The sequence below is a fragment of the Saccharopolyspora flava genome (assembly GCF_900116135.1).
GTDB classification, from domain to species: domain Bacteria; phylum Actinomycetota; class Actinomycetes; order Mycobacteriales; family Pseudonocardiaceae; genus Saccharopolyspora; species Saccharopolyspora flava.
Window position 1 is genome coordinate 512,125 of sequence record NZ_FOZX01000003.1, and the last position, 22,492, is coordinate 534,616.

22 protein-coding genes are annotated in these 22,492 nt (G+C 70.8%); 7 read left to right on the forward strand and 15 right to left on the reverse strand.

Annotated elements, in window-relative coordinates; translation table 11 throughout:
* The first annotated feature begins 16 nt into the window (after positions 1 to 16).
* Positions 17 to 493, forward strand: a complete 477-nt coding sequence (locus BM424_RS12185) for a (2Fe-2S)-binding protein (protein WP_093416357.1) — start codon at positions 17 to 19, stop codon at positions 491 to 493.
* A 5-nt stretch (positions 494 to 498) separates the two neighbouring features.
* Here BM424_RS12185 and BM424_RS12190 read toward each other — a convergent pair whose 3' ends face one another.
* On the reverse strand, positions 499 to 1,452 hold the full coding sequence (locus tag BM424_RS12190) for an LCP family protein (RefSeq protein WP_245775791.1): 954 nt from the start codon (positions 1,450 to 1,452) through the stop codon (positions 499 to 501).
* 144 nt (positions 1,453 to 1,596) lie between these two features.
* Between BM424_RS12190 and BM424_RS12195 the strand changes: the two genes are divergently transcribed.
* Positions 1,597 to 1,941 carry a hypothetical protein gene (locus BM424_RS12195; RefSeq protein WP_139274055.1) on the forward strand — a complete coding sequence of 115 codons (345 nt, stop codon included), beginning with the start codon at positions 1,597 to 1,599 and terminating at the stop codon, positions 1,939 to 1,941.
* Positions 1,942 to 1,953: 12 nt separating this feature from the next.
* Positions 1,954 to 4,038, forward strand: a complete 2,085-nt coding sequence (locus BM424_RS12200; RefSeq protein WP_093416362.1) for a glycosyltransferase — start codon at positions 1,954 to 1,956, stop codon at positions 4,036 to 4,038.
* 162 nt (positions 4,039 to 4,200) lie between these two features.
* Here BM424_RS12200 and BM424_RS12205 read toward each other — a convergent pair whose 3' ends face one another.
* Positions 4,201 to 5,640, reverse strand: coding sequence for an Nramp family divalent metal transporter (locus BM424_RS12205; protein WP_093417021.1), 1,440 nt, complete (start codon positions 5,638 to 5,640; stop codon positions 4,201 to 4,203).
* Positions 5,641 to 5,884: 244 nt separating this feature from the next.
* Positions 5,885 to 6,766 (reverse strand): hypothetical protein, encoded by an 882-nt coding sequence (locus BM424_RS12210; protein ID WP_139274056.1) that lies wholly within the window; start codon positions 6,764 to 6,766, stop codon positions 5,885 to 5,887.
* On the opposite strand from BM424_RS12210, the gene BM424_RS12215 reads away from it, so the two are divergent.
* On the forward strand, positions 6,765 to 6,947 hold the full coding sequence (locus tag BM424_RS12215; RefSeq protein WP_093416368.1) for a PspC domain-containing protein: 183 nt from the start codon (positions 6,765 to 6,767) through the stop codon (positions 6,945 to 6,947). The genes BM424_RS12210 and BM424_RS12215 overlap by 2 nt on opposite strands.
* Before the next feature lie 57 nt (positions 6,948 to 7,004).
* Positions 7,005 to 7,973, forward strand: a complete 969-nt coding sequence (locus BM424_RS12220; RefSeq protein WP_093416370.1) for an LLM class flavin-dependent oxidoreductase — start codon at positions 7,005 to 7,007, stop codon at positions 7,971 to 7,973.
* A gap of 15 nt (positions 7,974 to 7,988) precedes the next feature.
* Here the strand turns inward: BM424_RS12220 and ehuA are convergent, their stop codons facing one another.
* The 6 genes from ehuA to BM424_RS12250 all read right to left on the reverse strand — a co-directional run bounded on the left by ehuA (position 7,989) and on the right by BM424_RS12250 (position 14,706).
* Entirely contained in the window at positions 7,989 to 8,744 is a 756-nt protein-coding gene (ehuA, locus tag BM424_RS12225; RefSeq protein ID WP_093416373.1) for an ectoine/hydroxyectoine ABC transporter ATP-binding protein EhuA, read from the reverse strand.
* 4 nt (positions 8,745 to 8,748) lie between these two features.
* Complete coding sequence (gene ehuD, locus BM424_RS12230; RefSeq protein ID WP_093416375.1) at positions 8,749 to 9,405, reverse strand: ectoine/hydroxyectoine ABC transporter permease subunit EhuD; 657 nt, start codon at positions 9,403 to 9,405, stop codon at positions 8,749 to 8,751.
* Complete coding sequence (gene ehuC, locus BM424_RS12235; protein ID WP_093416378.1) at positions 9,402 to 10,103, reverse strand: ectoine/hydroxyectoine ABC transporter permease subunit EhuC; 702 nt, start codon at positions 10,101 to 10,103, stop codon at positions 9,402 to 9,404. The genes ehuD and ehuC overlap by 4 nt, the downstream gene beginning before the upstream one ends.
* Before the next feature lie 6 nt (positions 10,104 to 10,109).
* Positions 10,110 to 10,994 carry an ectoine/hydroxyectoine ABC transporter substrate-binding protein EhuB gene (gene ehuB, locus BM424_RS12240; RefSeq protein ID WP_093416380.1) on the reverse strand — a complete coding sequence of 295 codons (885 nt, stop codon included), beginning with the start codon at positions 10,992 to 10,994 and terminating at the stop codon, positions 10,110 to 10,112.
* A 251-nt stretch (positions 10,995 to 11,245) separates the two neighbouring features.
* Complete coding sequence (locus BM424_RS12245; protein ID WP_245775792.1) at positions 11,246 to 12,334, reverse strand: acetate/propionate family kinase; 1,089 nt, start codon at positions 12,332 to 12,334, stop codon at positions 11,246 to 11,248.
* Positions 12,331 to 14,706, reverse strand: coding sequence for a phosphoketolase family protein (locus tag BM424_RS12250; RefSeq protein WP_093417024.1), 2,376 nt, complete (start codon positions 14,704 to 14,706; stop codon positions 12,331 to 12,333). Before BM424_RS12250 ends, BM424_RS12245 begins: the two co-directional genes overlap by 4 nt.
* Before the next feature lie 114 nt (positions 14,707 to 14,820).
* On the opposite strand from BM424_RS12250, the gene BM424_RS12255 reads away from it, so the two are divergent.
* Complete coding sequence (locus BM424_RS12255; protein ID WP_093416385.1) at positions 14,821 to 15,108, forward strand: DUF397 domain-containing protein; 288 nt, start codon at positions 14,821 to 14,823, stop codon at positions 15,106 to 15,108.
* 178 nt (positions 15,109 to 15,286) lie between these two features.
* On the opposite strand, the gene BM424_RS12260 is transcribed toward BM424_RS12255, so the two are convergent.
* The 5 genes from BM424_RS12260 to BM424_RS12280 form a co-directional block, all read right to left on the reverse strand.
* A complete protein-coding gene (locus BM424_RS12260; protein ID WP_093416388.1) occupies positions 15,287 to 16,348 on the reverse strand; it encodes a Gfo/Idh/MocA family protein in 1,062 nt (353 codons plus the stop codon).
* 25 nt (positions 16,349 to 16,373) lie between these two features.
* Positions 16,374 to 17,072 carry a response regulator gene (locus BM424_RS12265; RefSeq protein WP_093416391.1) on the reverse strand — a complete coding sequence of 233 codons (699 nt, stop codon included), beginning with the start codon at positions 17,070 to 17,072 and terminating at the stop codon, positions 16,374 to 16,376.
* Positions 17,073 to 17,109: 37 nt separating this feature from the next.
* Complete coding sequence (locus BM424_RS12270; protein ID WP_093416393.1) at positions 17,110 to 18,351, reverse strand: sensor histidine kinase; 1,242 nt, start codon at positions 18,349 to 18,351, stop codon at positions 17,110 to 17,112.
* 234 nt (positions 18,352 to 18,585) lie between these two features.
* Positions 18,586 to 19,215, reverse strand: a complete 630-nt coding sequence (locus BM424_RS12275; protein ID WP_093416396.1) for an MBL fold metallo-hydrolase — start codon at positions 19,213 to 19,215, stop codon at positions 18,586 to 18,588.
* Positions 19,216 to 19,250: 35 nt separating this feature from the next.
* Positions 19,251 to 20,333, reverse strand: coding sequence for an S-(hydroxymethyl)mycothiol dehydrogenase (locus BM424_RS12280; protein WP_425442002.1), 1,083 nt, complete (start codon positions 20,331 to 20,333; stop codon positions 19,251 to 19,253).
* A gap of 180 nt (positions 20,334 to 20,513) precedes the next feature.
* Between BM424_RS12280 and BM424_RS12285 the strand changes: the two genes are divergently transcribed.
* Positions 20,514 to 21,317, forward strand: coding sequence for an SAM-dependent methyltransferase (locus BM424_RS12285; RefSeq protein WP_093416398.1), 804 nt, complete (start codon positions 20,514 to 20,516; stop codon positions 21,315 to 21,317).
* Positions 21,318 to 21,324: 7 nt separating this feature from the next.
* On the opposite strand, the gene BM424_RS12290 is transcribed toward BM424_RS12285, so the two are convergent.
* Positions 21,325 to 22,485, reverse strand: a complete 1,161-nt coding sequence (locus BM424_RS12290; protein WP_093416401.1) for an MFS transporter — start codon at positions 22,483 to 22,485, stop codon at positions 21,325 to 21,327.
* Positions 22,486 to 22,492 lie beyond the last annotated feature (7 nt).

Sequence of the window (22,492 nt, forward strand, 5' to 3'; positions counted from 1 at the left end):
ACCTGGAGGAATTCCCGTGCCTGAGCACACTTTTCGACTCAACGGCGAGCAGGTCACCGTCGACGTCGCCGACGACGTGCGGGTGCTGTGGGTGCTGCGCGATCTGCTGGGCGTGACCGGGCCGAAGTACGGCTGCGGGATCAACGTCTGCAAGGCGTGCACCAGCCACATCAACGGCAAGGCGTTCAACCCGTGCTCGGTGAAGGTGGGTGACATCGCCGAGGACGACGAGATCACCACCATCGAGGGCCTGCCTGCCACCGCCGACGCCGACCTGCACCCGATGCAGGAGGCGTGGCTGGAGCAGGACGTCGCGCAGTGCGGCTACTGCCAGCCGGGCCAGATCATGGCCGCGGTGGCGCTGGTGCGCCGCGCGTCCGACGAGGGCCGCCAGATCACCGAGGCGGACCTGGACTCGATCCGCAACATCTGCCGCTGCGGCACCTACTTCCGCATCCGCGAGGCGGTCAAGGCGGGCGCCGCGAAGATGTGAGCCGGTCACGGCAGCGGCCGGTCGTGCCGCAGCGCGTCGAACAGCGCTGCGGCACGCGGTTCGTCCCACCGCAGGACCGAGCCGACGCCGGGCAGGTCGTCGGTGCCGCCGACCGGGACCGTCTCGGTCGCCAGGCCGGTCCCGGCCAGGCTCGCCTGGTAGCCGAGCTCGCCCAGGTCGTCGAGGTGGTCCGGGTCGCCGACGGTGATCGTGTCGGCCAGCCGCCAGGTCATCGGCACCGACCGCAGCGGGTTGAGCAGCACCTCCCGGCTGGTGGCCTTGTCGACCAGCGCGGTGAGGAACTGGCGCTGGTGCTCGGCGCGCTGCAGGTCGCCGCCCGCGAAGTGGCGGGTGCGCACGAACCCCAGCGCCTGCGCCCCGGTCAGGTTCTGGCACCCGGCCGGCAGCGACAGCGAGATCTTGGGGTCCTCGATGGGTTGCGGCAGGCAGACCCGGACGCCGTCGATGGCGTCGACGACCCCGGCGAACCCGCCGAGACCGATCTCCAGGTAGTGGTCCACGCGCAGCCCGGTGCGCTCCTCCACCGTGCGCGACAGCAGCGCCGGTCCGCCGGTGGCGTAGGCGGCGTTGAGCTTGTCGGGGCCGTGGCCGCGGATGTCGACCAGCGAGTCGCGCGGCAGGCTGACCAGCGTCGGAGCGCCTGATCCCGCCGGGATGTGCAGCAGCATGATCGTGTCGGTGCGCGCGCCCTCGGCGTCGGCGGTGCCGCCGGTGACCAGGTCCTGCTCCTGCTCCCGGGTGAGCCCTTCGCGGCTGTCGGAGCCGACGAGCAGCCAGTTGGTGCCGCCGCCGGGTTCGGTGCGCCCGGCGTAGTCGGTGGACGCCGGAACCCGGGTCAGCGCGTGGTCGACGTAGCTGGTGATGCCGAGCCCGGTCATCGCGAGCACGACCAGCACCAGCACCAGCGAGCGCGTCGCGCGCCGCAAGAACTTCCTCACCGCGTGTGTTCACTCCTGTTGTCGGGCGACCTCGCGCACCACCCCGACAACCAGCGCGCCTTGGATCAACGTGACCTGAGCGTTATCGTACCCAGCCTAGATCACCAGAACGAGTGAACGACACCCCCGACATTCGGAGTATCGATGACCTCCCGAGGCCACCCGACGCCCCGGCAAGGATCACCCACCCGGCATCGGCACCGGCGCCGACCGGGCTCGGTCCTGGTGCGCACCGAGCGCGCCGACCCCGCCACCTACCGCGGCGCGGAGACCGTCGGCCTGTCCCCCGACCGGCGGCTCCAGCGCCACTACCACCCGGCGGACCCGGTCTTCGTCGACCGCAGCGGCCGACGGCGCCGCGCGGTGCGGCGGTTCGTGCTGCTCACCAGCCTCGTGCTGACCGGCCTGGCGCTGCTGCTGGCCGCCGCGATGCTCGACTCCCCCACCCCGGCACCCCCGCTGCCGAACACCCCCGAAGCCACCCGATGATTCGGAAACCCCTTGCCCCGCAACCGAAAACCCCGTACTCCCCGATCCCACTGGCTGCTGCTGGGCCTGGCGCTGCTCGCGATCTGCGGCCTGCTCGGACTCGACGTGCTGCTCAGCCGGGTCGGCACCGACGGCACGCCCAGCGGCACCCGGCAGTTCGTGCCCGCGACCGCCTTCGACGGCGGGTCGGTGATCGACCCGCGCGAACCCACCGTGCGCCCGGTACCGCCGCGCACCGTGGCGCTCACCTTCGCCGAAGGACCTGATCCGCGGTGGACGCCGCAGGTCCTGGACGTGCTGGCGCGCCACCGGGTGCACGCGACGTTCTTCGTCACCGGCGCGCAGGCCGCGCGCAACCCCGGGCTGATCCGCGAGATCGTCGCCGCCGGGCACGAGATCGGCAACCGCACGCTCACCCGCACCGACCTGCGCGAGGTCGGCGCCCGCCGGGTGCAGCTGGAGCTGAAGTCCACCGATCTCGCGCTGGCCGGGGCCGCCGGGATCACCACGACCCTGGCCCAGCCCGCGCACCTGACCACCGGCTCGCTCGACCAGGCCGCGTGGAACTCGTTGCTGCGCATCGGGAATCACGGTCATCAGGTGGTGGTGCCCGACAAGGACTCGCAGGACTGGCGAGCCCCGGGACCCGAGGCGGTGCTGGCCGCCTCCACCCCGCGCGACGACCGCGGCGCGGTCCTGCTGATGCACGACACCGCCGGTCCCGACACCGTCGCCGCGCTCGACCGGCTGCTGCCGCAGCTCACCGGCAGCGGGTGGCGGGTCGACTCGGTCGGTGCCGCGTTCGGCCTGCGCACCACCACCGTTCCCGCCGGGCTGCTCGACCGGGTCGCCGGATCGCTGTTCGTGGGCGTGGTGGTGCTGTCGGCCTGGCTGGCCGACGCGCTGCGCGCGCTGCTGTGGGCGGCGGCCGCGCTGGGCGTCCTGCGGATGGTGTTCGTGCTGGTCCTGGCCCCGATCCAGCGGCGGCGCTCGCGCCGCTGGAGCCCGCCGTGGCAGATCAGCCAGCGCGTCGGCGTGATCGTCCCCGCCTACAACGAGCAGGCGGGCATCGCCGCGACGGTGCGCACGATCCTGGCCTCCGACCACCCGGTGGAGGTCATCGTCGTCGACGACGGCTCCACCGACCGCACCGCGGCGATCGTCGAGCGGCAGTTCAGGCGGCACCAGCACGTCCGGCTGATCCGGCAGCGCAACGCGGGCAAGGCCGCCGCCCTCAACACCGGTCTCGCGGCGGCGCGCTCGGAGCTGGTGGTGGTCGTCGACGGGGACACGATCCTCGAACCGGACGCGGTGTCGCGGCTGGTCGACCACTTCACCGACGCCTCGATCGGGGCGGTGTCGGGCAACGTCAAGGTCGGCAACCGCCGCACCATGCTGGGGCGCTGGCAGCACATCGAGTACGTGATCGGGTTCAACCTGGACCGCCGGGTCTACGAGATGCTCGGGTGCACGCCGACGATCCCCGGTGCCCTGGGCGCGTTCCGGCGCTCGGCGGTGCTCGCGGCCGGTGGGGTCAGCGACGACACGCTGGCCGAGGACACCGACCTGACGATGGCGCTGGAGCGGCACGGCTGGCGGATGGCCTACGAGGAGAACGCGATCTCCTGGACCGAGGCGCCCGCCACCACCGGTCAGCTGTGGAAGCAGCGGTACCGCTGGTGCTACGGCACGCTGCAGGCGGCCTGGAAGCACCGGCGGTCGGTGCTGGAGCGCGGCCCGGGCGGCAGGCTCGGCCGCATCGGCCTGCCCTACCTGCTGGTGTTCCAGGTGCTGCTGCAGGTCATCGCCCCGGTGGTGGACGTGGCGGCGTTCTTCGCGCTGTTCTCCGCCGAGGCGCGGACCTTCGCGCTGACCTGGCTGGCGTTCCTGGCGATGCAGCTGCTGCCGGGGATCATCGCGTTCCGGATGGACGGCGAGCGGCTGCGACCGCTGTGGGCGCTGCCGCTGCAGCAGGTCGTCTACCGGCAGCTGATGTACCTGGTGGTGGTGCAGTCGGTGATCACGGCCCTGGCCGGGGCTCGTCTGCCGTGGCAGAAGCTCGACCGCCGCGGCCAGCTCACCCCGGCCCGGAGGTAGACGAAACCGCAGGTGAGCGAGCTATCCTGGAGGTGCCGGCGGGCGCTCCGCGCTGGCACGTGGAGCATTCGGGTCCCCGCGCGGCGGAGCCTCCGGCCCGAGCGACCGGAGGCTCCCCCGAGTGGGGTGTGGGGGAAGTTTTCATGAAAACCTCCCCACCTCTCACCCCCCGAACAACTCCCCGATCTGCTGGTGCACGGTCAGCACCGCCAGCACCCCGAACAGGATGATCGACCAGGTCAGCGCGCCGAGCCGCACGCCGGAGATGCGGATCCGGGCGGGCAGCATCTTGCGGTTGATGGCGATGAGCAGGCCGGAGTAGATGAACATCATGACGCCACCGGTGCAGGCCGAGATGGTGGCGAGCACGAGCGGCTGATCCATGCCGGCGAGGATCACCACGATGCCGATCACGCACAGGCCCCAGACCAGGATCGCGTAGATCTTGCTCTCCGAGGAGTCCGGGAAGTAGCTGGTCTTGAGCACGTCGGCGGCCAGCCGGCTGGTGTAGTCGACGATGCCCAGCGCCGCCGCGAACAGCGAGAACGCGCCCACGACCCAGAAGAAGTAGCCGAACCAGCCGCCGGCCATCTCGGACATCTTCTCGCCCTCGATGCGCAGGAACGACACGTCGTTCTCCAGCCCGGGGTGGCCGAACACGGTGCCGTAGGCGAGCAGCGACATGAACATGATGGACAGGAACGTGATGGCCACGAAGGTCATCAGCTGCTCCTTGTTCGCGAAGCGCCACCACGCCTTCCAGCGGCCCAGGTTCTCGTCGGTGGCCGGGAAGATGAACCCGGCCTGGCCGCGCGCCTCGGACTGACCGGTCAGCGGCGAGACGATCTTGGGCACGTAGTGGCCCATGCCGAAGCCCTTGTCCCTGATCCAGTTGCTCTGCACCAGGTTCTGGCCGCCACCGGCACCGGCGAACGCCAGAGCGCCCATGAGCACGGCGAATCCGAGCTCGGCGGCCGGGAACCCGGGTTCGGTGACCACGGTGGGCAGCGCCTGCCAGCTCTCGGCGCCGATGACGAACAGGCAGCCGATCACGATCAGCAGCACGATCGCGGCGACCTTGAGCATCTCGGCGCGCTCCAGCGCCGTGTAGACGGCGGGCGCGAGGGTGAGGATCAGCGCCACCAGCACCAGGATTCCCACCGCGATCAGGGATTTGTCGCCGCCGATCGCGTAGGTGATCAGCGTCGCCGAGCTCGTCGCCCACGCCGGCCAGAGGTTGGCGAAGTAGGCCATGATCGCGAAAACCAGGCCCCAGTGCTTCCACAGCCTGCTGAAACCGGTCACGGCGGTCTCGCCCGTGGCCAGCGTGTAGCGCTCGATCTCCATGTTGAGGAAGTACTGCGTGACCAGGCCCAGCAGCGCCGCCCACACGAAGGTCAGGCCGACCTGCGACGTGATGTAGGGGAAGAGGATGAACTCCCCGCTGGCCAGGCCGACGCCCGCCGCGACGATGCCCGGGCCGATCAGCCGCCACTGGTCGCGCGGCGGCTCGGGCAGGTCGCGCACCTGCGGTCTCGGGATGTACTTGTCGGGGAACGCCGCCTCCGGGCTCACCGGGCTCGCGTCGTTGCGATCTGCCATCGTCGGCACCCTTGCTCGTTGTGCTTGTCCTGCGAGAGCCGTCAACGTAAGCGCCCGAACAACACAACCCGGCGAAAAGTAATACTTCTGTCGCCTACGCCCGAGCAAAGTCAGCTCCGCTCAACACGCGCCACCGACGAGGAGCGCGACCGGGAGTGCGCCCTTCTCACCAGGGGACGGTTCCTCCTCGAATTGTCCGAACAAAACGGACATGATCATGGGGTGATTCGAGGAAGAACCGTCCTCAGTCCTCGCCCAGGGCCCGGGCGGCGGCGTCCTTGGCCTTGACCGCCCGCTCGTGCTCCTGCCGCGCGGTCTTCACGTCCCGGCGGCGCACCCGGAGCTCCGCCTCGGCGTCGGCGAGCTCCTCGCGCAGCCGCTCGTGGTGCTCTTCCGCCTCGCGGCACGCGGTTTCGGCCCTCGTGAGCTCGGCGGCCGCAACGTCGAGGTGCTTCTCGCTGTCCCGCAGGCGGTTTCGCAGCTCCAGGACCTTCCCCTCGCCGGATTCCTCGCTCTTGCGGGCGGGCCGGGGTCGTGCGGCCTGGCGCTGGATCGCCGCGACGGCGAGGTCGTCGAGCCCGAAGCCGCTGTACTCAAGGGGCTTGGTCAGGGTCGCCCGCTGGACCTCGGCGGCGGCTTCGGGGTCGGAGAGGGCGGCGGTGAGGGTTTGCGTGATCTGCTCGCGGCCCGAGTCGGCGATCCCGTGGCCGCCCTCGACGGCGAGCTCGGCCGCGCGGGTGGTGAGGCGGTCGAGCACGCGGGTCCGTTCGGCGGCCAGGTCGCGGAGCTCGTCGCCGCGCAGCTCGCGCTGCGCGTGGCGGAGCCGGTCACCGAGGTCGAGCAGGGCACCCAGCTCGTCGGGTTCGCGGTCGGCGAGCAGGTTCACCGCCCACGCCGCCGTGGTGGGCTTGCGCAGCTTCTTGATCCGCTCGGCCAGCCCGGTGTCCCCTGACTCGCGGGCGCGCGCGGCGGCCGCGTTCCGGGCGGTGACGAAGTTTACCGGATCGCCCGTGCACAGCTCCCGTGCCACTTCCCGCAGGTCCACGCCTTCAACGTGCCATCCGGACGGGCGGCGCGCGAGGCGCGGGTTGGCGAGATCGTCGGAGCGCGGGCAGGGTGGAGTCATGACGGCATTGGAGCGTCCTCGCAACGGAAAGATGATCGCCGGCGTGTGCGCGGGCCTCGCTCACCGGTTCGGGCTGCCCGTGTTCCTGGTGCGGCTCGCCTTCGTGGTCTCGTGCATCCTCCCGGGTCCCCAGTTCGTGCTCTACATCCTGCTGTGGATCCTGCTGCCGAAGGCTCGCTGACGGGGAGGTCACACGCGCCTGCCGGAATCTCTGGTTCCGGCAGGCGTTGCACTTGAGGTGAGTCCCCGCCTGTCCGTGCTGGACCGCTCGCACATCCCCGTCGGCGGCAGCGCCCAGGAGGCGCTGCGGGAGACGGTGCGCTTCGCGCAGGAGGTCGAGCGGCTCGGCTACCACCGGTTCTGGGTCGCCGAGCACCACGGCGTGCCCGGCGTCGCCGGAGCCGCCCCCACCGTCCTGGCCTCGGCCGTCGCCGCCGCCACCAGCCGCATCCGGGTCGGCACCGGTGGCGTGATGCTGCCCAACCACCGCCCGCTGGTCGTCGCCGAGCAGTTCGGCGTGCTCGCGTCGCTGTTCGGCGACCGCGTCGACGTCGGCCTGGGACGGTCGCTGGGGTTCACCGGAGGCATCCGCAAGGCGCTGGGCGTCGAGGACGCGAGCGGCTTCACCGAGCAGCTCGCCGAGTTGCTGGCCTACCTCGACGGCGGCGTCGCCGGGGTGCACGCGATCCCCGCCGAGGGCCTCGACCTGCCGGTGTTCGTGCTGGCCACTCGCACCGCCACCAGCGCGGCCGAGCTCGGGTTGCCGCTGGTCATCGCCTCACCGCTGGGCGAGAACCAGATGTTGCGCACGATCGACGACTACCGGCAGCGCTTCCGCCCGTCGCCCCGCGCGGCCGAGCCGCACGTGGTCGTGGCCCGCTCCATCGCGGTCGCCGACACCACGGAGGACGCCCGCCGCCTGCTCGTCCCCGAGGCCTGGGCCGGTGTCTGGTCCCGCACCCGCGGCGAGTTCCCACCGCTGGACGACCCGGACCGGATCCTCGCCCGCGACATGACCGACCGCGAGCGCACCCACTTCACCCGAGCCATGCAGGGCCACACCTACGGCACCCCGGACGAGGTCGCGGTGGCCCTCAAGGACCTCGTCGCGACCACCGGAGCCGACGAGCTCCTGGTCACCACCACCGCCCACTCCCCCGAAGCCCGCCTCGACTCCTACCGCCACCTCGCCGCCCTCACCGGGTGAGGCGATCACCCGCGGTCACTTGCGTTCGAGGACGGCCTTGAGGAAGCGCTGGGTTCGTTCGTGCTGGGGGTTCTGGAGGATCTGCGACGGGGGTCCGGATTCGACGACGGATCCGGAGTCGAACATGAGGACGCGGTCGGAGATCTCCTCGGCGAAGCGCATCTCGTGGGTGACCAGCAGCATCGTCATGGCCGTGGTGTGGGCGAGGTCGCGGATGACCGCCAGTACCTCGCCGATGAGCTCCGGGTCCAGCGCCGAGGTGACCTCGTCGAAGAGCATCACCTTCGGCCGCATCGCCAGGGCGCGGGCGATGGCGACGCGCTGCTGCTGACCGCCGGACAGCTGGCCCGGCTTGTGCGCCATGTGCTTGTCCAGGCCGACCAGCTGAAGCAGCTCGACCGCCCGCTGCCCCGCCTCCTCGCGGCTCATGCCCAGCACCTGCACCGGCGAGAGCGTCACGTTGTCCAGGACGGTCATGTGCGGGAACAGGTTGAAGTGCTGGAAGACCATGCCGATCGTGCGGCGCACCTCGGCCTGCTTCTTCGCGTCGAACCGGGCGCCCTCCCTGCAGTCCCACAGCGGTTCCCCGTCGACCTCGATCAGCCCGCTGTCGGGGTTCTCCAGGGTCATGAGCAGCCGCAGGATGGTGGTCTTCCCGGAGCCGCTTGGCCCGATGATCGACACCTTCTCCCCCGGTGCCACCGTCAGGTCGAGCTCGCGCAGCACGTGGTTGTCCCCGAAAGACTTCCCCACGCCGGCGAAGGAGATCATCGGCTCATCTGGGGTGGGCAAGACGCAGCTCCAATCGTGTGATCAGCCTCGCCGCCGGGAGGCTGACCGCGAGGAACAGCAGGGCGGCGATCGTCATCGGCTCCAGGTAGCGGTAGCTGCTGGACCCGACCGCGGTCGCGTGCCCGAGCAGTTCGAACACGGTGATGGCGTGCAGGATCGCCGAGTCCTTGAACATCTGCACCAGGTAGTTGCCCAGCGCGGGGATGACGTCGCGGATGGCCTGCGGCAGCACCACGAACCGCCAGCGCTGCCAGGTCGACAGGCTCAGCGCCGTGCACGCCTCCCACTGCCCGGTCGCCACGCTCTGGATGCCCGCGCGGTAGACCTCGGCGGTGTAGGCGCTGTAGTTGAGGCCGATGACGACGATGCCGGTGATCATCGGCGAGAACTGCACACCGACGCTCGGCAGCACGAAGAACGCGAAGTAGGCCTGCACCAGCAGCGGCGTGCCGCGCACGAACAGCACGAAGAAGGTGAACAGCTTGCTGATCACCGGCACCTCGGAGTAGCGCACCACCGCCACGAACAGCCCCACGACCAGCGCGATCGCCATGCCGATCAGGGTGATCTGCACGGTGACCCACAGCCCCTGCAGCAGGAACGGCACGATCTGCGCGGCGAACGACCAGTCCCAGATCACGACATCACCCGCCGATCCGGCAGCACCCGCTGCCAGAAGCCCCGCGACCCGGCCGGCCGGGTCGGGTCGACGCGGCGTTCCAGCCAGGACGAGCCGAGCGACAGCGCGTAGGCCACGACGAAGTAGAGCACCAGGATCGTGCCGAACACCGCGGCGGTGGCGCCGGTGGTGTTGCGGACCATCTGCGCGGTGAAGGTCAGGTCGGCCACGGTCACCAGCGACACCAGCGAGGTGTTCTTGAGCAGGTCGACCATGACGTTGCCGAACGGCGGGATCATCGCCGGAACCGCCTGCGGCAGGATGACGAACCGCATCCGCTGGTACGGGCTCAGGCTCAGCGCGATGGCGCCTTCCCGCTGCCCGCGCGGCAGCGCCGTGATCGCGCCTCGCACGATCTCCGCGCCGTAGGCGCCCTCGTTGAGCCCGAGCGCGAGGATCGCGGCGGCGAAGGGCACGAGCTGGACGCCGAAGAACGGCAGCGCGAAGAACAACCAGAACAGCTGCACCAGCATCGAGGTGCCGCGGAAGCTCTCGACGAACACCGCCGCGGGCCAGCGCAGCCAGCGGCGGTGCGACATCCGGGCGATCCCGGCGGCGAAGGCCACCACCACCGCGAGCACCATGCCCGCGAGGGTGAGCGCGATGGTGATGAGCAGGCCCTCGCCGAGCAGCGGGAAGTACGGGAGGATCTCCGACATCGGCGGCTAGCCCGCCACGGAGCAGAGCTGGTCGCGGGTGACCCCTCGCGCGGCTTCGCCGGAGAAGCCCCACTTGCCGAGGATCTGGTCGAACTCCGGGGTGCCCTTGAGCGCCTTGAGCTGCTCGTCGTAGGCGGCGACCAGGTCGCCGTCGGCTTGGCGGAACCCGGCACCCGAGCCGGTCTGCTGCACGTCGTTGATGGCGCCGGTGATCTCGATGCCCTCGGTCTTGAGGGCTTCGAGCGACAGGGTCGGCAGGAAGAACGCGTCGGCCCGGCCGGCCTGCACGGCCTCGATCCCGCTGCGGCCGTCGGGGATGTTGACGAGCTGCGCGGCCGGCACTCCGGCGGTCTTGAGCGCGCCGTCCTCGAATCCGCCGGGGAGCACCGCGATCTTGAGCGCGGGATCGGCTTTCACGGCCGCGATCGTGGTGAGTTTCTTGGGGTTCCCGGCGGGAACCGCGAACGATTCGGTGGACACGATTTGCGGTTCGGAGTAGCTGATCTGGCTGCAGCGGGATTGCTTCATGAACAATCCCGCGGCGATGATGTCCCACCGGTTGGCGTTGAGCCCCGGAATCATCGATTCGTAGGGGGTGACGACGCCTTCGATGCGCGGGATTCCCATGCGCTTGAGCACGGCGGCGACCACGTCGGGTTCGGCTCCGGTGACGCTGCCGTCGGGGTTGATCTGGGTGTAGGGAGGTTCGTTGGCGATCGCGATCCGGGCGTATCCCTGCTGTTTGAGCCGGTCCAGAGTGGACCCGGTGGGCTGCCCGGTGCCGGGTTGGGTGAAGCTGCACCCGGCGAGGGCTCCGGCGGCCGGCAGGGCGACCGCGGCCGCGGCACCGGCGCGGAGCAGTTGTCGTCGGGACATTTCGGTCCTGAGCATCGGCCCAAACCTCCCTAGTGCATCGCCCATTCGAGTGATGCGGTTGGGCAGAGACCGTAAGACGCGCGTTTGTCCCTGTCAACGCGAGAACGGGCCGCGACGTGTTACCAAGCGGTTTCCGAAAATTGCGGCTCAGCGGCACGTCGCGCGGCATTTCCAGCGCAAACACGAGAATGTCGGACGAGCGCCCCAGAAAGCGGAGGAAAGGGGTTCGGATTCCGATTCAACACGGACGGGTGAAGGTCTGACCATCATCCGCCGACGGCGACCGCGACGCGTGACTGCCGCGCGATTTCCAGGTCCTCCCGCGCCCGCACCACCACGCTGCGCGCTCCGGCCCCGGCGGCGCTGATCTCCCCCTCCTCGGCGTGGATGTTGCGCGCCGGGTCGATCGCCGCCCCGGCGAACACCAGCGCCGAGCCGACCGCCGCGCGCACCGGCGGCTGGTGCTCGCCGATGCCGCCGGTGAACACCAGCAGATCCAGCCCGCCGAGCACCGCCAGCATCGCCCCGGCGTGCCGCACCAGGCTGTGCCGGTAGACGTCGAAAGCCGTTGCGGCGTCGTGGTCCCCGTTCTCCCGCGCGTCCAGCACGTCGCGCAGGTCGCCCGATCCCCCGGACAGCCCGGCGATCCCGGACCGAGTCGCCAGCGCCTCGAAGACCTCCTGCGGCGCAACACCTCTCGCGTCGATGAGCCAGCCGAGGAGCCCGGGGTCGATGCTGCCGCTGCGGGTGTTCATCACCAGCCCCTCCTCGGGCGTGAACCCCATCGTGGTGTCCACGCTGCGGCCGTCGAGCACCGCGGCCATCGACGCACCGGCCCCCAGGTGGCAGCTGAGCACCTTCCCGCGCCCGGGTTCCAGCCCCGCCAGCTCCGCTCCGCGCCGCACCGCGTAGGAGTGCGAGAGGCCGTGAAAACCGTAGCGCCGCACCCCGTACCGCTCGTTCCACTCGCGCGGCAGGGCGTAGGTCGCGGCGGCGGTGGGCAGCCGGGCGTGGAAGGCGGTGTCCACGCACACCACCGACGGCACCTCGGGCGCGACCCGCCGCGCCACCCGGATCCCCTCCACCGCGCGCGGCTGGTGCAGCGGCGCCAGCTCGGTCAGCGACTCCAGGTAGGACTGCACGTCGTCGTCGACGATCGTCGCCTCGGTGACGCGGTCGCCGCCGTGCACCACCCGGTGCCCGATGACCTCGGCGCCATGGGTGTCGAGGAACTCCGCGATCGGCCCGGGTTCGCCGTCCCAGCGCTCGGCGTGGTGCTCGTCGACGAGCTCGTCGCCGTCGAGCAGCGCCAGCTTGAGGCTGCTGGAACCGGCGTTGACCGTCAGCACCCTCACCGGCCCGGCCACACCCAGTCCCGGATCTCCGGCATGTCCTCGCCGTGCGTGGACACGTAGTGCCGGTGCTCGATCAGCTTGGTCTTCAACGCTTCTCGCGCGTACGCCGCGCGCGGGCCCAGCCGCGGGACCCGGTCGATGACGTCGATGGCGAGGTTGAACCGGTCGATCTGGTTGAGCACGCACATGTCGAACGGCGTCGTGGTCGTGCCCTCCTCCTTGTAACCGCGCACGTGCATGTTCTCGTGGTTGTGGCGGCGGTAGGTCAGCCGGTGGATCAGCCACGGGTAGCCGTGGTAGTTGAAGATCACCGGGCGGTCGCGGGTGAACAGGCTGTCGAACTCGGCGTCGGACAGGCCGTGCGGGTGCTCGCGCTCGTCCTGCAGCCGCATCAGGTCGACCACGTTGACCACGCGGATCCGCAGGTCCGGGAACTCCCGCAGCAGCAGGTCCACCGCGGCGAGGGTCTCCATCGTGGGCACGTCGCCCGCGCAGCCCATCACCACGTCCGGGTCGCCGTCGGCGTCGCTGGAGGCCCAGTCCCAGATCCCGATTCCCTTCGTGCAGTGCACCACCGCCGATTCGACGTCCAGGTACTGCGGCGCGGGCTGCTTGCCGGCGACCACCACGTTGATGTAGTCGCGGCTGCGCAGGCAGTGGTCGACCACCGACAGCAGCGTGTTGGCGTCCGGCGGCAGGTAGACGCGCACCACCTCGGCCTTCTTGTTCACCACGTGATCGATGAAACCCGGGTCCTGGTGCGAGAAACCGTTGTGGTCCTGCCGCCACACGTGCGACGTGAGCAGGTAGTTCAGCGAGGCGATCGGCTGCCGCCAGGCCAGTCCGCCGGTGACCTTGAGCCACTTGGCGTGCTGGTTGACCATCGAGTCCACGATGTGCGCGAAGGCCTCGTAGCAGGAGAAGAACCCGTGCCTGCCGGTGAGCAGGTACCCCTCCAGCCAGCCCTGGCAGGTGTGCTCGGAGAGGACCTCCATCACGCGTCCGTCGCGCGCCAGCGAGTCGTCTCCGGGCAGGATCTCCGCTTCCCAGGTGCGGGAGGTGACGTCGAGGATCGCGCCCAGCCGGTTGGAGTTGTTCTCGTCCGGGGAGAAGATGCGGAAGTTGTGCTCGGTGTCGTTCAACCGCATCACGTCGCGCAGGAACCGCCCGAGCACGCGGGTCGCCTCGCCGGTGGCGGCGCCCGGCTCATCGACCTCCACGCCGTAGTCCCGGAACTCGGGCAGCCGCAGCGCCCGCAGCAGGTGACCGCCGTTGGCGTGCGGGCTGGCGCTCATCCGCCGATCCCCGACCGGGTTGTGGTCGCGGATCGCGCGCACCGGGGCGCCCGAGGACTCGAACAGGTCGGCGGGCTCGTAGCTGCGCATCCAGGATTCGAGCTGCCACAGGTGTTCCGGGTTGCCGCGCGGGTCGGAGATCGGCACCTGGTGGGCGCGCCAGGTGCCGGCGACGTGCTTGCCGTCGACGGTGTCCGGCCCGGTCCAGCCCTTCGGGGTGCGCAGCACGATCATCGGCCAGCGGGGGCGCTGCCCGGACCCGTCGCGCCGGGCGCGGCGCTGGATCGCGGCGATCTCGTCGAGGCAGCGGTCCAGCGTCGCGGCGAACAGGTGGTGCATCGGCGCCGGCTCGTCACCGGCGACGAGGTAGGGCTCGTAGCCGAAACCGCGCAGCATGCTGAGCAGTTCCTCGTCGGGGATGCGCGCCAGCACCGCCGGGTTGGCGATCTTGTAGCCGTTGAGGTGCAGGATCGGCAGCACCGCCCCGTCGGTGGCGGGGTTGAGGAACTTGTTGCCGTGCCAGCTGGTCGCCAGCGGACCCGTCTCGGCCTCGCCGTCGCCGATGATGCACGGCACGATCAGGTCGGGGTTGTCGAACACCGCCCCGAACGCGTGCGACAGCGAGTACCCGAGCTCGCCGCCCTCGTGGATCGACCCGGGCGTCTCCGGCGCGACGTGGCTGGGAACGCCGCCGGGGAAGGAGAACTGGGTGACCAGCCGCTTGAGGCCGTCGTTGTCCTGGGCGACGTCCGGGTAGATCTCGCTGTAGGTGCCCTCCAGCCACGACGCCGCGACCAGGCCGGGCCCGCCGTGGCCGGGGCCGATCACGTACATCATGGCCAGGTCGCGCATCCGGATCGCCCGGTTGAGGTGGGCGTAGATGAAGTTCAGCCCGGGCGTGGTCCCCCAGTGCCCCAGCAGCCGCGGCTTGATGTGCTCGGCTCGCAGCGGTTCCCGCAGCAGCGGGTTGTCCATCAGGTAGATCTGGCCCGCCGACAGGAAGTTCGCCGCCCGCCACCACAGGTGCAGCCCGTCGAGCTCCTGGGGATCCAGGTGCTCGCTCACCGCGGGCGTCATCGTCCAACCCACCTCGGCGACCTCCGCGTCACTGCTCATCCCGGCCCCCCGAACGTCGACCCACGCACTCAGCGTGGTCGACCACGCCCCACGCGCAACTCGGCGTGACGAAGAGTGACCACCCCTCAACCTCCTCACAACGCGAATCACTCTCGCTCATGCGTACGAACGCCGAGGAGCAGACCGGCGCCCAGAGGAGACGCAAGTGAGCGACTTGCGAACGCAACCTGGCGAAAGAGCTCACGCAGCGCGAACGCAGGGCAATGCGTCGAGGTCGCGATCACCCCAACCACCGTCGGCATCCGCGACAGCAAGAACCCCGGCGGGGACCACCTCACCACTGCCCCCACCCAGTGGGCCTCGTTCCTCACCACCCTCAAAGCAGGGCGCTACGACCGCTGAGCACTGCTCGGCGGAGGGTTCTTTGTTCGGCAGGGGGCAGTTTTAGCCATAACTGTCCGGACAAAACGGATGTTGATCATGGATAGTTATGGCTAAAACTGTCCCCTGCCAACGGCCGTTGGCAACGTCAGCACCGCCGCGAAGACCCGGGCCCGGAGGGCGGAGGGGAGGGAGCGGGTCAGGTGAGGGGTTCGAGGGTGTGGTTCTCGGCTGAGCGTTGGGCTGCGGCGATGATGTCGAGGGCCGTGATGGCATCGGCCGGGTCGACCGGGGCCGGGGCGCCCGTGAGCAGGGAGTTGACGACTCCGTCGTAGAAGGCCTGGTAGGTGCCCGGTTCGCTGGGGATCGTGCGGGTGGTCTCGCCGTCGCCGAGTTCGCCCCGGATGTCCTCGGGTTCGCGGCCCCACATGTCGTCGACCGGGCGCTTGCCCGCGCGCAGGTCGGCTTCCTGCGGGTCCGTGCCGTGCTTGGTGAAGGTGCCCCGGTCGCCGAGCAGGCGCAGCCGCGGCCCCGGGACCGCCGCGAGCTTGCTCATCCACAGGTGCGAGCGCACGCCGTTGACGTGGGTCAGCGCGACGAACGAGTCGTCGTCGGCGCGCACGCCCGGCCGGCGGGTGTCGATCTCGGCGTAGACCGAGGCGACCGGGCCGAACAGCTGCAGCGCCTGGTCGATGAGGTGGCTGCCCAGGTCGTAGAGCAGCCCGGCCACGTCCTCGGCACCGCCGGAGTCGCGCCAGGTCGGCTTCGGCTGCGGCGCCCAGCGGTCGAAGCGCGACTCGAACCGGTGGACCCGCCCCAGCTCGCCGCCGTCCAGCACCTTGCGGACCGTGCGGAAGTCGCTGTCCCACCGGCGGTTCTGGAACACGGTCAGCAGCAGCCCCCGCTCGCGCGCGTGCTCGACGAGCTCGCGACCCTCCTGCGCGGTCGGTGTGAACGGCTTGTCCACCACCACCGGCACGCCCGCGTCCAGCGCGGTCCTGGCCAGCTCGGCGTGCGTGCGGTTCGGCGTGGTGATGACCACCAGATCCGGCTCGCGGGCGAACAGCGCGTCGAGGTCGGCCACCGGCTCGGCTCCCGGCAGGTCCGCGCGCACCTGCGCCTGGCGCTCCGGGTTCGCGGTGACCACCGCGTCCAGCCGCAACCGCGGGTGAGCGGCGATCAGCGGCGCGTGGAAGATCTTCCCGCCCGAGCCGTAGCCGACGAGTCCGACCTTGAGTTCGTGCTGTTCCGAGCCGTGCATGTCCCCATTAGACACGCCGGTGAGCTCAGACCGAGACCTGGCTCGGGGGCCGCGCGTTGTCCTGGCCCGGGCAGACCAGGCCCGTCTCGTAGGCGAGGATCACCAGCTGCGTGCGCGAGGAGATCTGCAGCTTCTGCATCACGTGGTACAGGTGCGATTTCACCGTCAGCTCGGCCAGCCCGAGGTTGCGGGCGATCTCGGCGTTGGAACCGCCGCGCGCGACCTCCAGCAGCACGTCCACCTCGCGCTCGGTGAGCACCGACAGCTCGCTGCGCGCATCGCGCACGCCCAGCGCGGCGAAGCGCTGGAGCAGCCGCTTGGTCACCCGGGGCGCAAGCAGCGCCTCACCGGCGGCGACGGTGTGCACGGCCTTGACCAGCTCCTCGGGACTGGCGTCCTTGAGCAGGAAACCGCTGGCGCCGGCGCGCAGCGCGCCGTAGACGTACTCGTCGAGGTCGTGCACCGTCAGCATGATCACCGACGTCGCGCCGTCGGTCTCGGCGAGGATCTCCTGCGCAGCGGCGATGCCGTCCTTACCGGGCATCCGCACGTCCAGCAGCACCACGTCCGGGCGCCTGCGGCGCACCGCCGCCACCGCCGAATCACCGTCCGACGCTTCGGCGAGGACCCGCAGACCCGGCTCGTTGGACAGCAGCGCGACCAACCCGGCGCGGATCATCGCCTGGTCATCGGCAACCAGGACGGTCGTCTCCGCAGTTCCCACCGACGCCTCCTAGTCCTGGCGGCCTGACATTTACGGCTCAGGTCAGGTCCGAATTTTCCGGGCACGGTAACACGGCCTCGAGCCGAAATCCGTTCATGACCGGATGTGCTGTCAAAGTTCCGCCCAGCAGCGCAACGCGTTCCCTCAGCCCGATCAACCCGTGACCCGACTGTTGGGACACCGGCCGCTGCACCTCGCCTTCGGTCGCGGCCAACTCGTTGGTCACCTCGATCCGCAACGTCGCCGCCGCGTACTCGACGAGCACCCGCGCACGCCCGGACCCCGCGTGCTTGAGGACGTTGGTCATCGCCTCCTGGACGATGCGGTAGGCCGTCATCTCCACGCCCGCGCCGAGTTCGCGCACCGGCCCGCGCCGGTCCAGCTTCCAGGTGACCTGCCCGCCGCGAACCGAGTCGACCAGCGCGTCCAGCCCGTCGAGGGTCGGCGTGGGCTGCCAGTCGATGGTCTCCTTGCCGCTGGAATCGCGTTCCCGCAGCGCGGTGAGCATGTCGCGCATCTCCCCCAGCGCCCCGCGCGAACTGCTCTCCAGCTCCTGCAAGGTCTGCCGCGCGTGGTCGGGGTCGCGGTCGATCACCGCCCGCGCCACGCCCGCGCGCAACGCCACCACCGACAGGTTGTGCGAGACGATGTCGTGGAACTCCCGCGCGATGCGGGCGCGTTCGATCGAGGCCGCGTCGGCGGCGAGCTGATCGCGCGCGTCGTCGAGCAGCGCCAGGGTGCGCTCCAGCTGCTCGGCGCGCCTGCGCCCGATCTGCACCGCGTAGGCCAGGCCCACCACGATCACCAGGTTCACCACGGCGCCGATCACCCGCAGCGCCCCCATCAGCGGACCCATCCCGTAGGCGATCGCGTCCGAGACCGGGTAGCACATCGCCAGCGCCGCGGCGGCCACCATCATCGACGGCGTGGTGCGCACGCACACCGTGTAGAGCGCCACCTGGATGACCAGGTTCAGCGCACCGATGCTGAGCTGGAACGCGGTCAGCCCGACCGCCGTGGCGACCAGCAGGAGCAGCACGGTCCACGGCGCGCGGCGGCGCAGCGTCAGCAGCAGCCCGGCCGGACCGCCGATGGCCATCGGCACCCACCACGGGATCGACGGCGGGTGGTCGGCCAGCGCCGCGTCGAAGACGTAGAGCACCGACGCGGCCAGCACGAACGAGACGTCGAAGAGCGTCACGCGGTGGTTCAGCGCCCAGGCCCACAACCCCGAGCGGGAGCGGGAGAACACCAGTCTTCCGGCGACCTGGTCGACCATCGCACCTGCCTGTCTGCAACGGGGCTCGCGGAACCGCGCACGGCTCCGCCGGCAACGCCTGCCGCGAACACCGGAACCGGACGTCCCGGCTCCGCGGCACGCCGCTCCCGCCAGACCGGTGCTGCGGGCGGCGGGCTCCAGATCTTGCCCGCCACCCGGCCCCAGCTCATCAGTCGAAGGTGTGAGTGTAGAACGACCCACCTCGCACCGACGACTGATCAGCGACCCAGCACGTCAGTGGCCCCGCGCCACCCACTCGTCGAACTGACCGCGCACCTCGCCGATCGTGGTCGACTCCCCGTGCCCGGGCCGCACCTCGGTCTCCGGGGGCAGCGGCAGCAGCCGGTCCCGGATCGACCCGGTGATCACCCCGAAGTCCGAGTAGGACCGCCCGGTCGCCCCGGGACCACCGGCGAACAGCGTGTCGCCGGTGAACACCACGCCCAGGCCGGGCGCGTGGAAGCACACCGCGCCGGGCGCGTGGCCCGGCGTGTGCAGCACCCGCAGCTCGCCACCGCCGACCTCGATCACCTCGCCGTCGGCGAGCTCGCGGTCCGGCTCGCGATCGGGGTGGGTCATGTCCCACAGCACCCGGTCGTCCGGGTGCAGGTGGATCGGGGCGCCGACGGCGTCGGCCAGCTCCGGCGCCTTGCGCACGTGGTCGTCGTGGGCGTGCGTGCACAGCACGGCGCGGACCGTCCGGTCGCCGACCAGCTCCCGGATCGCGGCCACGTCGTGCGGCGCGTCGAGCACCACGCACTCCGAGTCGTCGCCGACGACCCAGGCGTTGTTGTCCACGTCGAAGGTCTGCCCGTCCAGCGAGAACGTTCCGGACGTCACCGCGTGGTCGATTCGCAGCGTCATTGTTCACACCACCGGGAAATCGGGGTCGTTTTCGTTCAGAAGGTCACCACGGAGCGCAGGACCTCGCCGCGGTGCATCTTCTCGAACGCCTGCTCCACCTGGTCCAGGGCGATCTCCTCGGTCACGAACTTCTCCAGCGGCAGCCTGCCCTGCTGGTAGAGCTCGATGAGCATCGGGAAGTCGCGCTCGGGCAGGCAGTCGCCGTACCAGGAGGACTTGATCGCGCCGCCGCGCCCGAAGACGTCCAGCAGCGGCAGGTCCAGCGTCATCTCCGGGGTCGGCACGCCGACCAGGACCACCGTCCCGGCCAGGTCGCGAGCGTAGAACGCCTGCTTGAAGGTCTCCACCCGGCCGACCGCGTCGATCACCACGTCGGCGCCGAAACCACCGGTGAGCTCGCGGATCGCCTCGACGCTGTCGTTCTCCGCGGCGTTGACGGTGTGGGTGGCGCCGAAGCCCTCGGCCCAGCTCAGCTTCTTCGGGTCGGTGTCCACGGCGATGATGCGCCGCGCCCCGGCCATCGCGGCTCCGACCACCGCGCCGTCGCCGACACCGCCGCAGCCCAGGATCGCGACCGTGTCGCCCGGGCCCACGCCGCCGGTGTTGACCGCCGCGCCGATCCCGGCCATCACCCCGCAGCCCAGAAGGCCCGCCACCGCGGCTCGCGCCGAAGGATCGACCTTCGTGCACTGCCCGGCGTGGACCAGGGTCTTCTCGGCGAACGCGCCGATGCCCAGCGCCGGCTCCAGCCGGGTGCCGTCGGCCAGCGTCATCGGCTGGGCGGCGTTGTGGGTGTCGAAGCAGTACTGCGGGCGGCCGCGCTTGCAGGCCCGGCAGACGCCGCAGACCGCGCGCCAGTTGAGCACCACGAAGTCACCGGGCGAGACGTCGGTGACGCCCTCGCCGACCTGCTCGACGACGCCGGCGGCCTCGTGCCCGAGCAGGAACGGGTAGTCGTCGCTGATGCCGCCCTCGCGGTAGTGCAGGTCGGTGTGGCAGACCCCGCAGGCCTGGACCCGCACCACCGCTTCACCCGGACCCGGGTCCGGGACCTTGATCGTCACGACCTCGACCGGACTGCCCTTGCCGGTCGAAACCACCGCCTGCACGTCGGACACGACTTGCCTCCCGGGACCACATCGTCTGGGTGCTCGAACTCCTGGGTGCTGACCCCGCCACATCGTCATATGCGCGACCTGCCATCACAAGAGCGCGTTGATCAGTGCCCCCGATCGTTGCGAACACGCATTGTGACAATGCGATTACTGTACGATTTCAGGGGAGAGGGAAGGACGAGCATGGTGGACACGCGCAGCACGGCGATCCGGGAGATGGACATCAACCGTCCCGCCTCGGCCCGGATGTACGACGCGTTCCTCGGCGGCTGCCACAACTTCGGCGTCGAACGCTCCATCGTGGAGCGGCTCGAGGCGGCGCTGCCGGGCATCGGCGGAACGTACCGGGAGAACCGCGCGTTCCTGCGGCGCGCGGTCGAGTACCTGCTCGCCCACGGCGTCCGCCAGTTCCTCGACCTGGGCTCGGGAATCCCGACGATCGGGCACGTGCACGAGGTGGCACGCCGACGCACGCGCCACTTCCGGGTGGTTTACGTGGACAACGAACCGCTCACCGTCGCGCACAGCAAACCCCTGCTGGCCGCCGAGATCAACGCGGCGATCACCCGCGCCGACATCCGCGACCCGCAGTCGGTCCTGACCTCACCGGAGGTCCGCGCCCTGCTGAACCTGGACGAACCGGTCGGGCTGGTGATGTCCTCGGTGCTGCACTACCTCCCCGAGTCCGACCGGCCCGCGGAGCTGATGGCCACCTACCGGGACGTGCTCGCCCCCGGCAGCCACCTGGTGATCTCGCACGTCACCGACAGCCACGACCCCGCCCCGGCGCGCGTGCTGGCCGAGCACTACGAGGAGACCTCCGACCCGATCCACCTGCGCGACACCGCGAGCATCGAGGCCTACTTCGGCGACTTCACCCCGGTCCCGCCGGGCGCGTCCTGCCTCGCCGACTGGCGGCCCGACCCGGGCTCGCCCGCGCCCTCGCCGTACCGGCTCGTGCACGGCGGCATCGCCCGCAAGGGCTGAGCCCCGGTCAGCGCCGGACGAACAGCAGCAGGACCGCCGCGGTGATCGCGCAGAGCCCGGCGGCGATCCAGGCCCCGGCGAGACCGGCGTGCTCGGCCAGCAGGCCGAACAGCAACGGGCCGAGGCTGCCGCCGAAGTAGATACCGGTCTGGGTGAACGAGGTCGCGCTGGCCACCCGATCCGGGGCGATCTTGGCGACGGCGAAGTTCAGCAGTCCGGGCCAGGCCCACCCGGCGCCGAAGCCGACGGCCACGCCGATGAGGAACACCGGCGGCGAGGCCACCGCCATCAGCCCGAACCCCAGCGACCCGATCAGCAGCATCACCGTGATCACGCGGATCAGGTCGGGGTTCCGCCGGTCGGCGGCCACACCGGCCGCCAGGCGGATCGTCAGGCCCACCGCCGAGCCCACCGACAGCACCAGCCCGGCCGACCACGGGCTGAACCCCACCTCGACCGCGGTGGTGGTGACGAACGCGCCCAGCGCGTTGGCCGCCGCCGAGCCCAGGCCACCGGCGATCGCGATGAGCAGCAGCGAGGTGAAGTTCGCGCCCGCCCCGCCCGCGCCCGGGCGGGTGGCCGCGGAGCGCTCGGCCTGCGGCAGCGCCGGGACGACGGCCGCCGCGACCAGCCCGATCACGCCGCCGATCAGGAACACCCAGCGCCAGCCGACGGTGAGCGCGATGGCCGGCACCGCCACGCCCGCCAGCAGCGTGGCGACCGGGATCGAGGACTGCTTGACCCCGAAGCCCATTCCCCGGTGGTGCGCCGGAATGCCTTGCGCGATCAGCAGGTTCGACGCGGGCTGGGCCAGCGAGTTGGGCAGGCCCGCCAGCCACAGCAGGGCCATCAGCCACACCGCGTTCGGCGCGGCGGCCAGCCCGAACAGGCACACCGAGCTGCCCAGCGCGCCGATGCGCATCCCGAGCCGGGCGCCGATGCGCTCGACCACCCAGCCCATGCCGCGCGAGGACACCGAGGCGACTCCGAAGAACCCGGCCGCGCCCACGCCCAGCAGCGCCGCGCCGAAGCGCAGGTCCTGCTGCAGCTGCACGCCGAGCCCGCCGACGAGGAACACCGGGAAGACGCCGACGGTCACCACCGCGGCCACCGAGGACAGCACCCGCGGTATCCCGACGCTGCGCTGCCCGACCGCCACGGCTGACATCCGACCC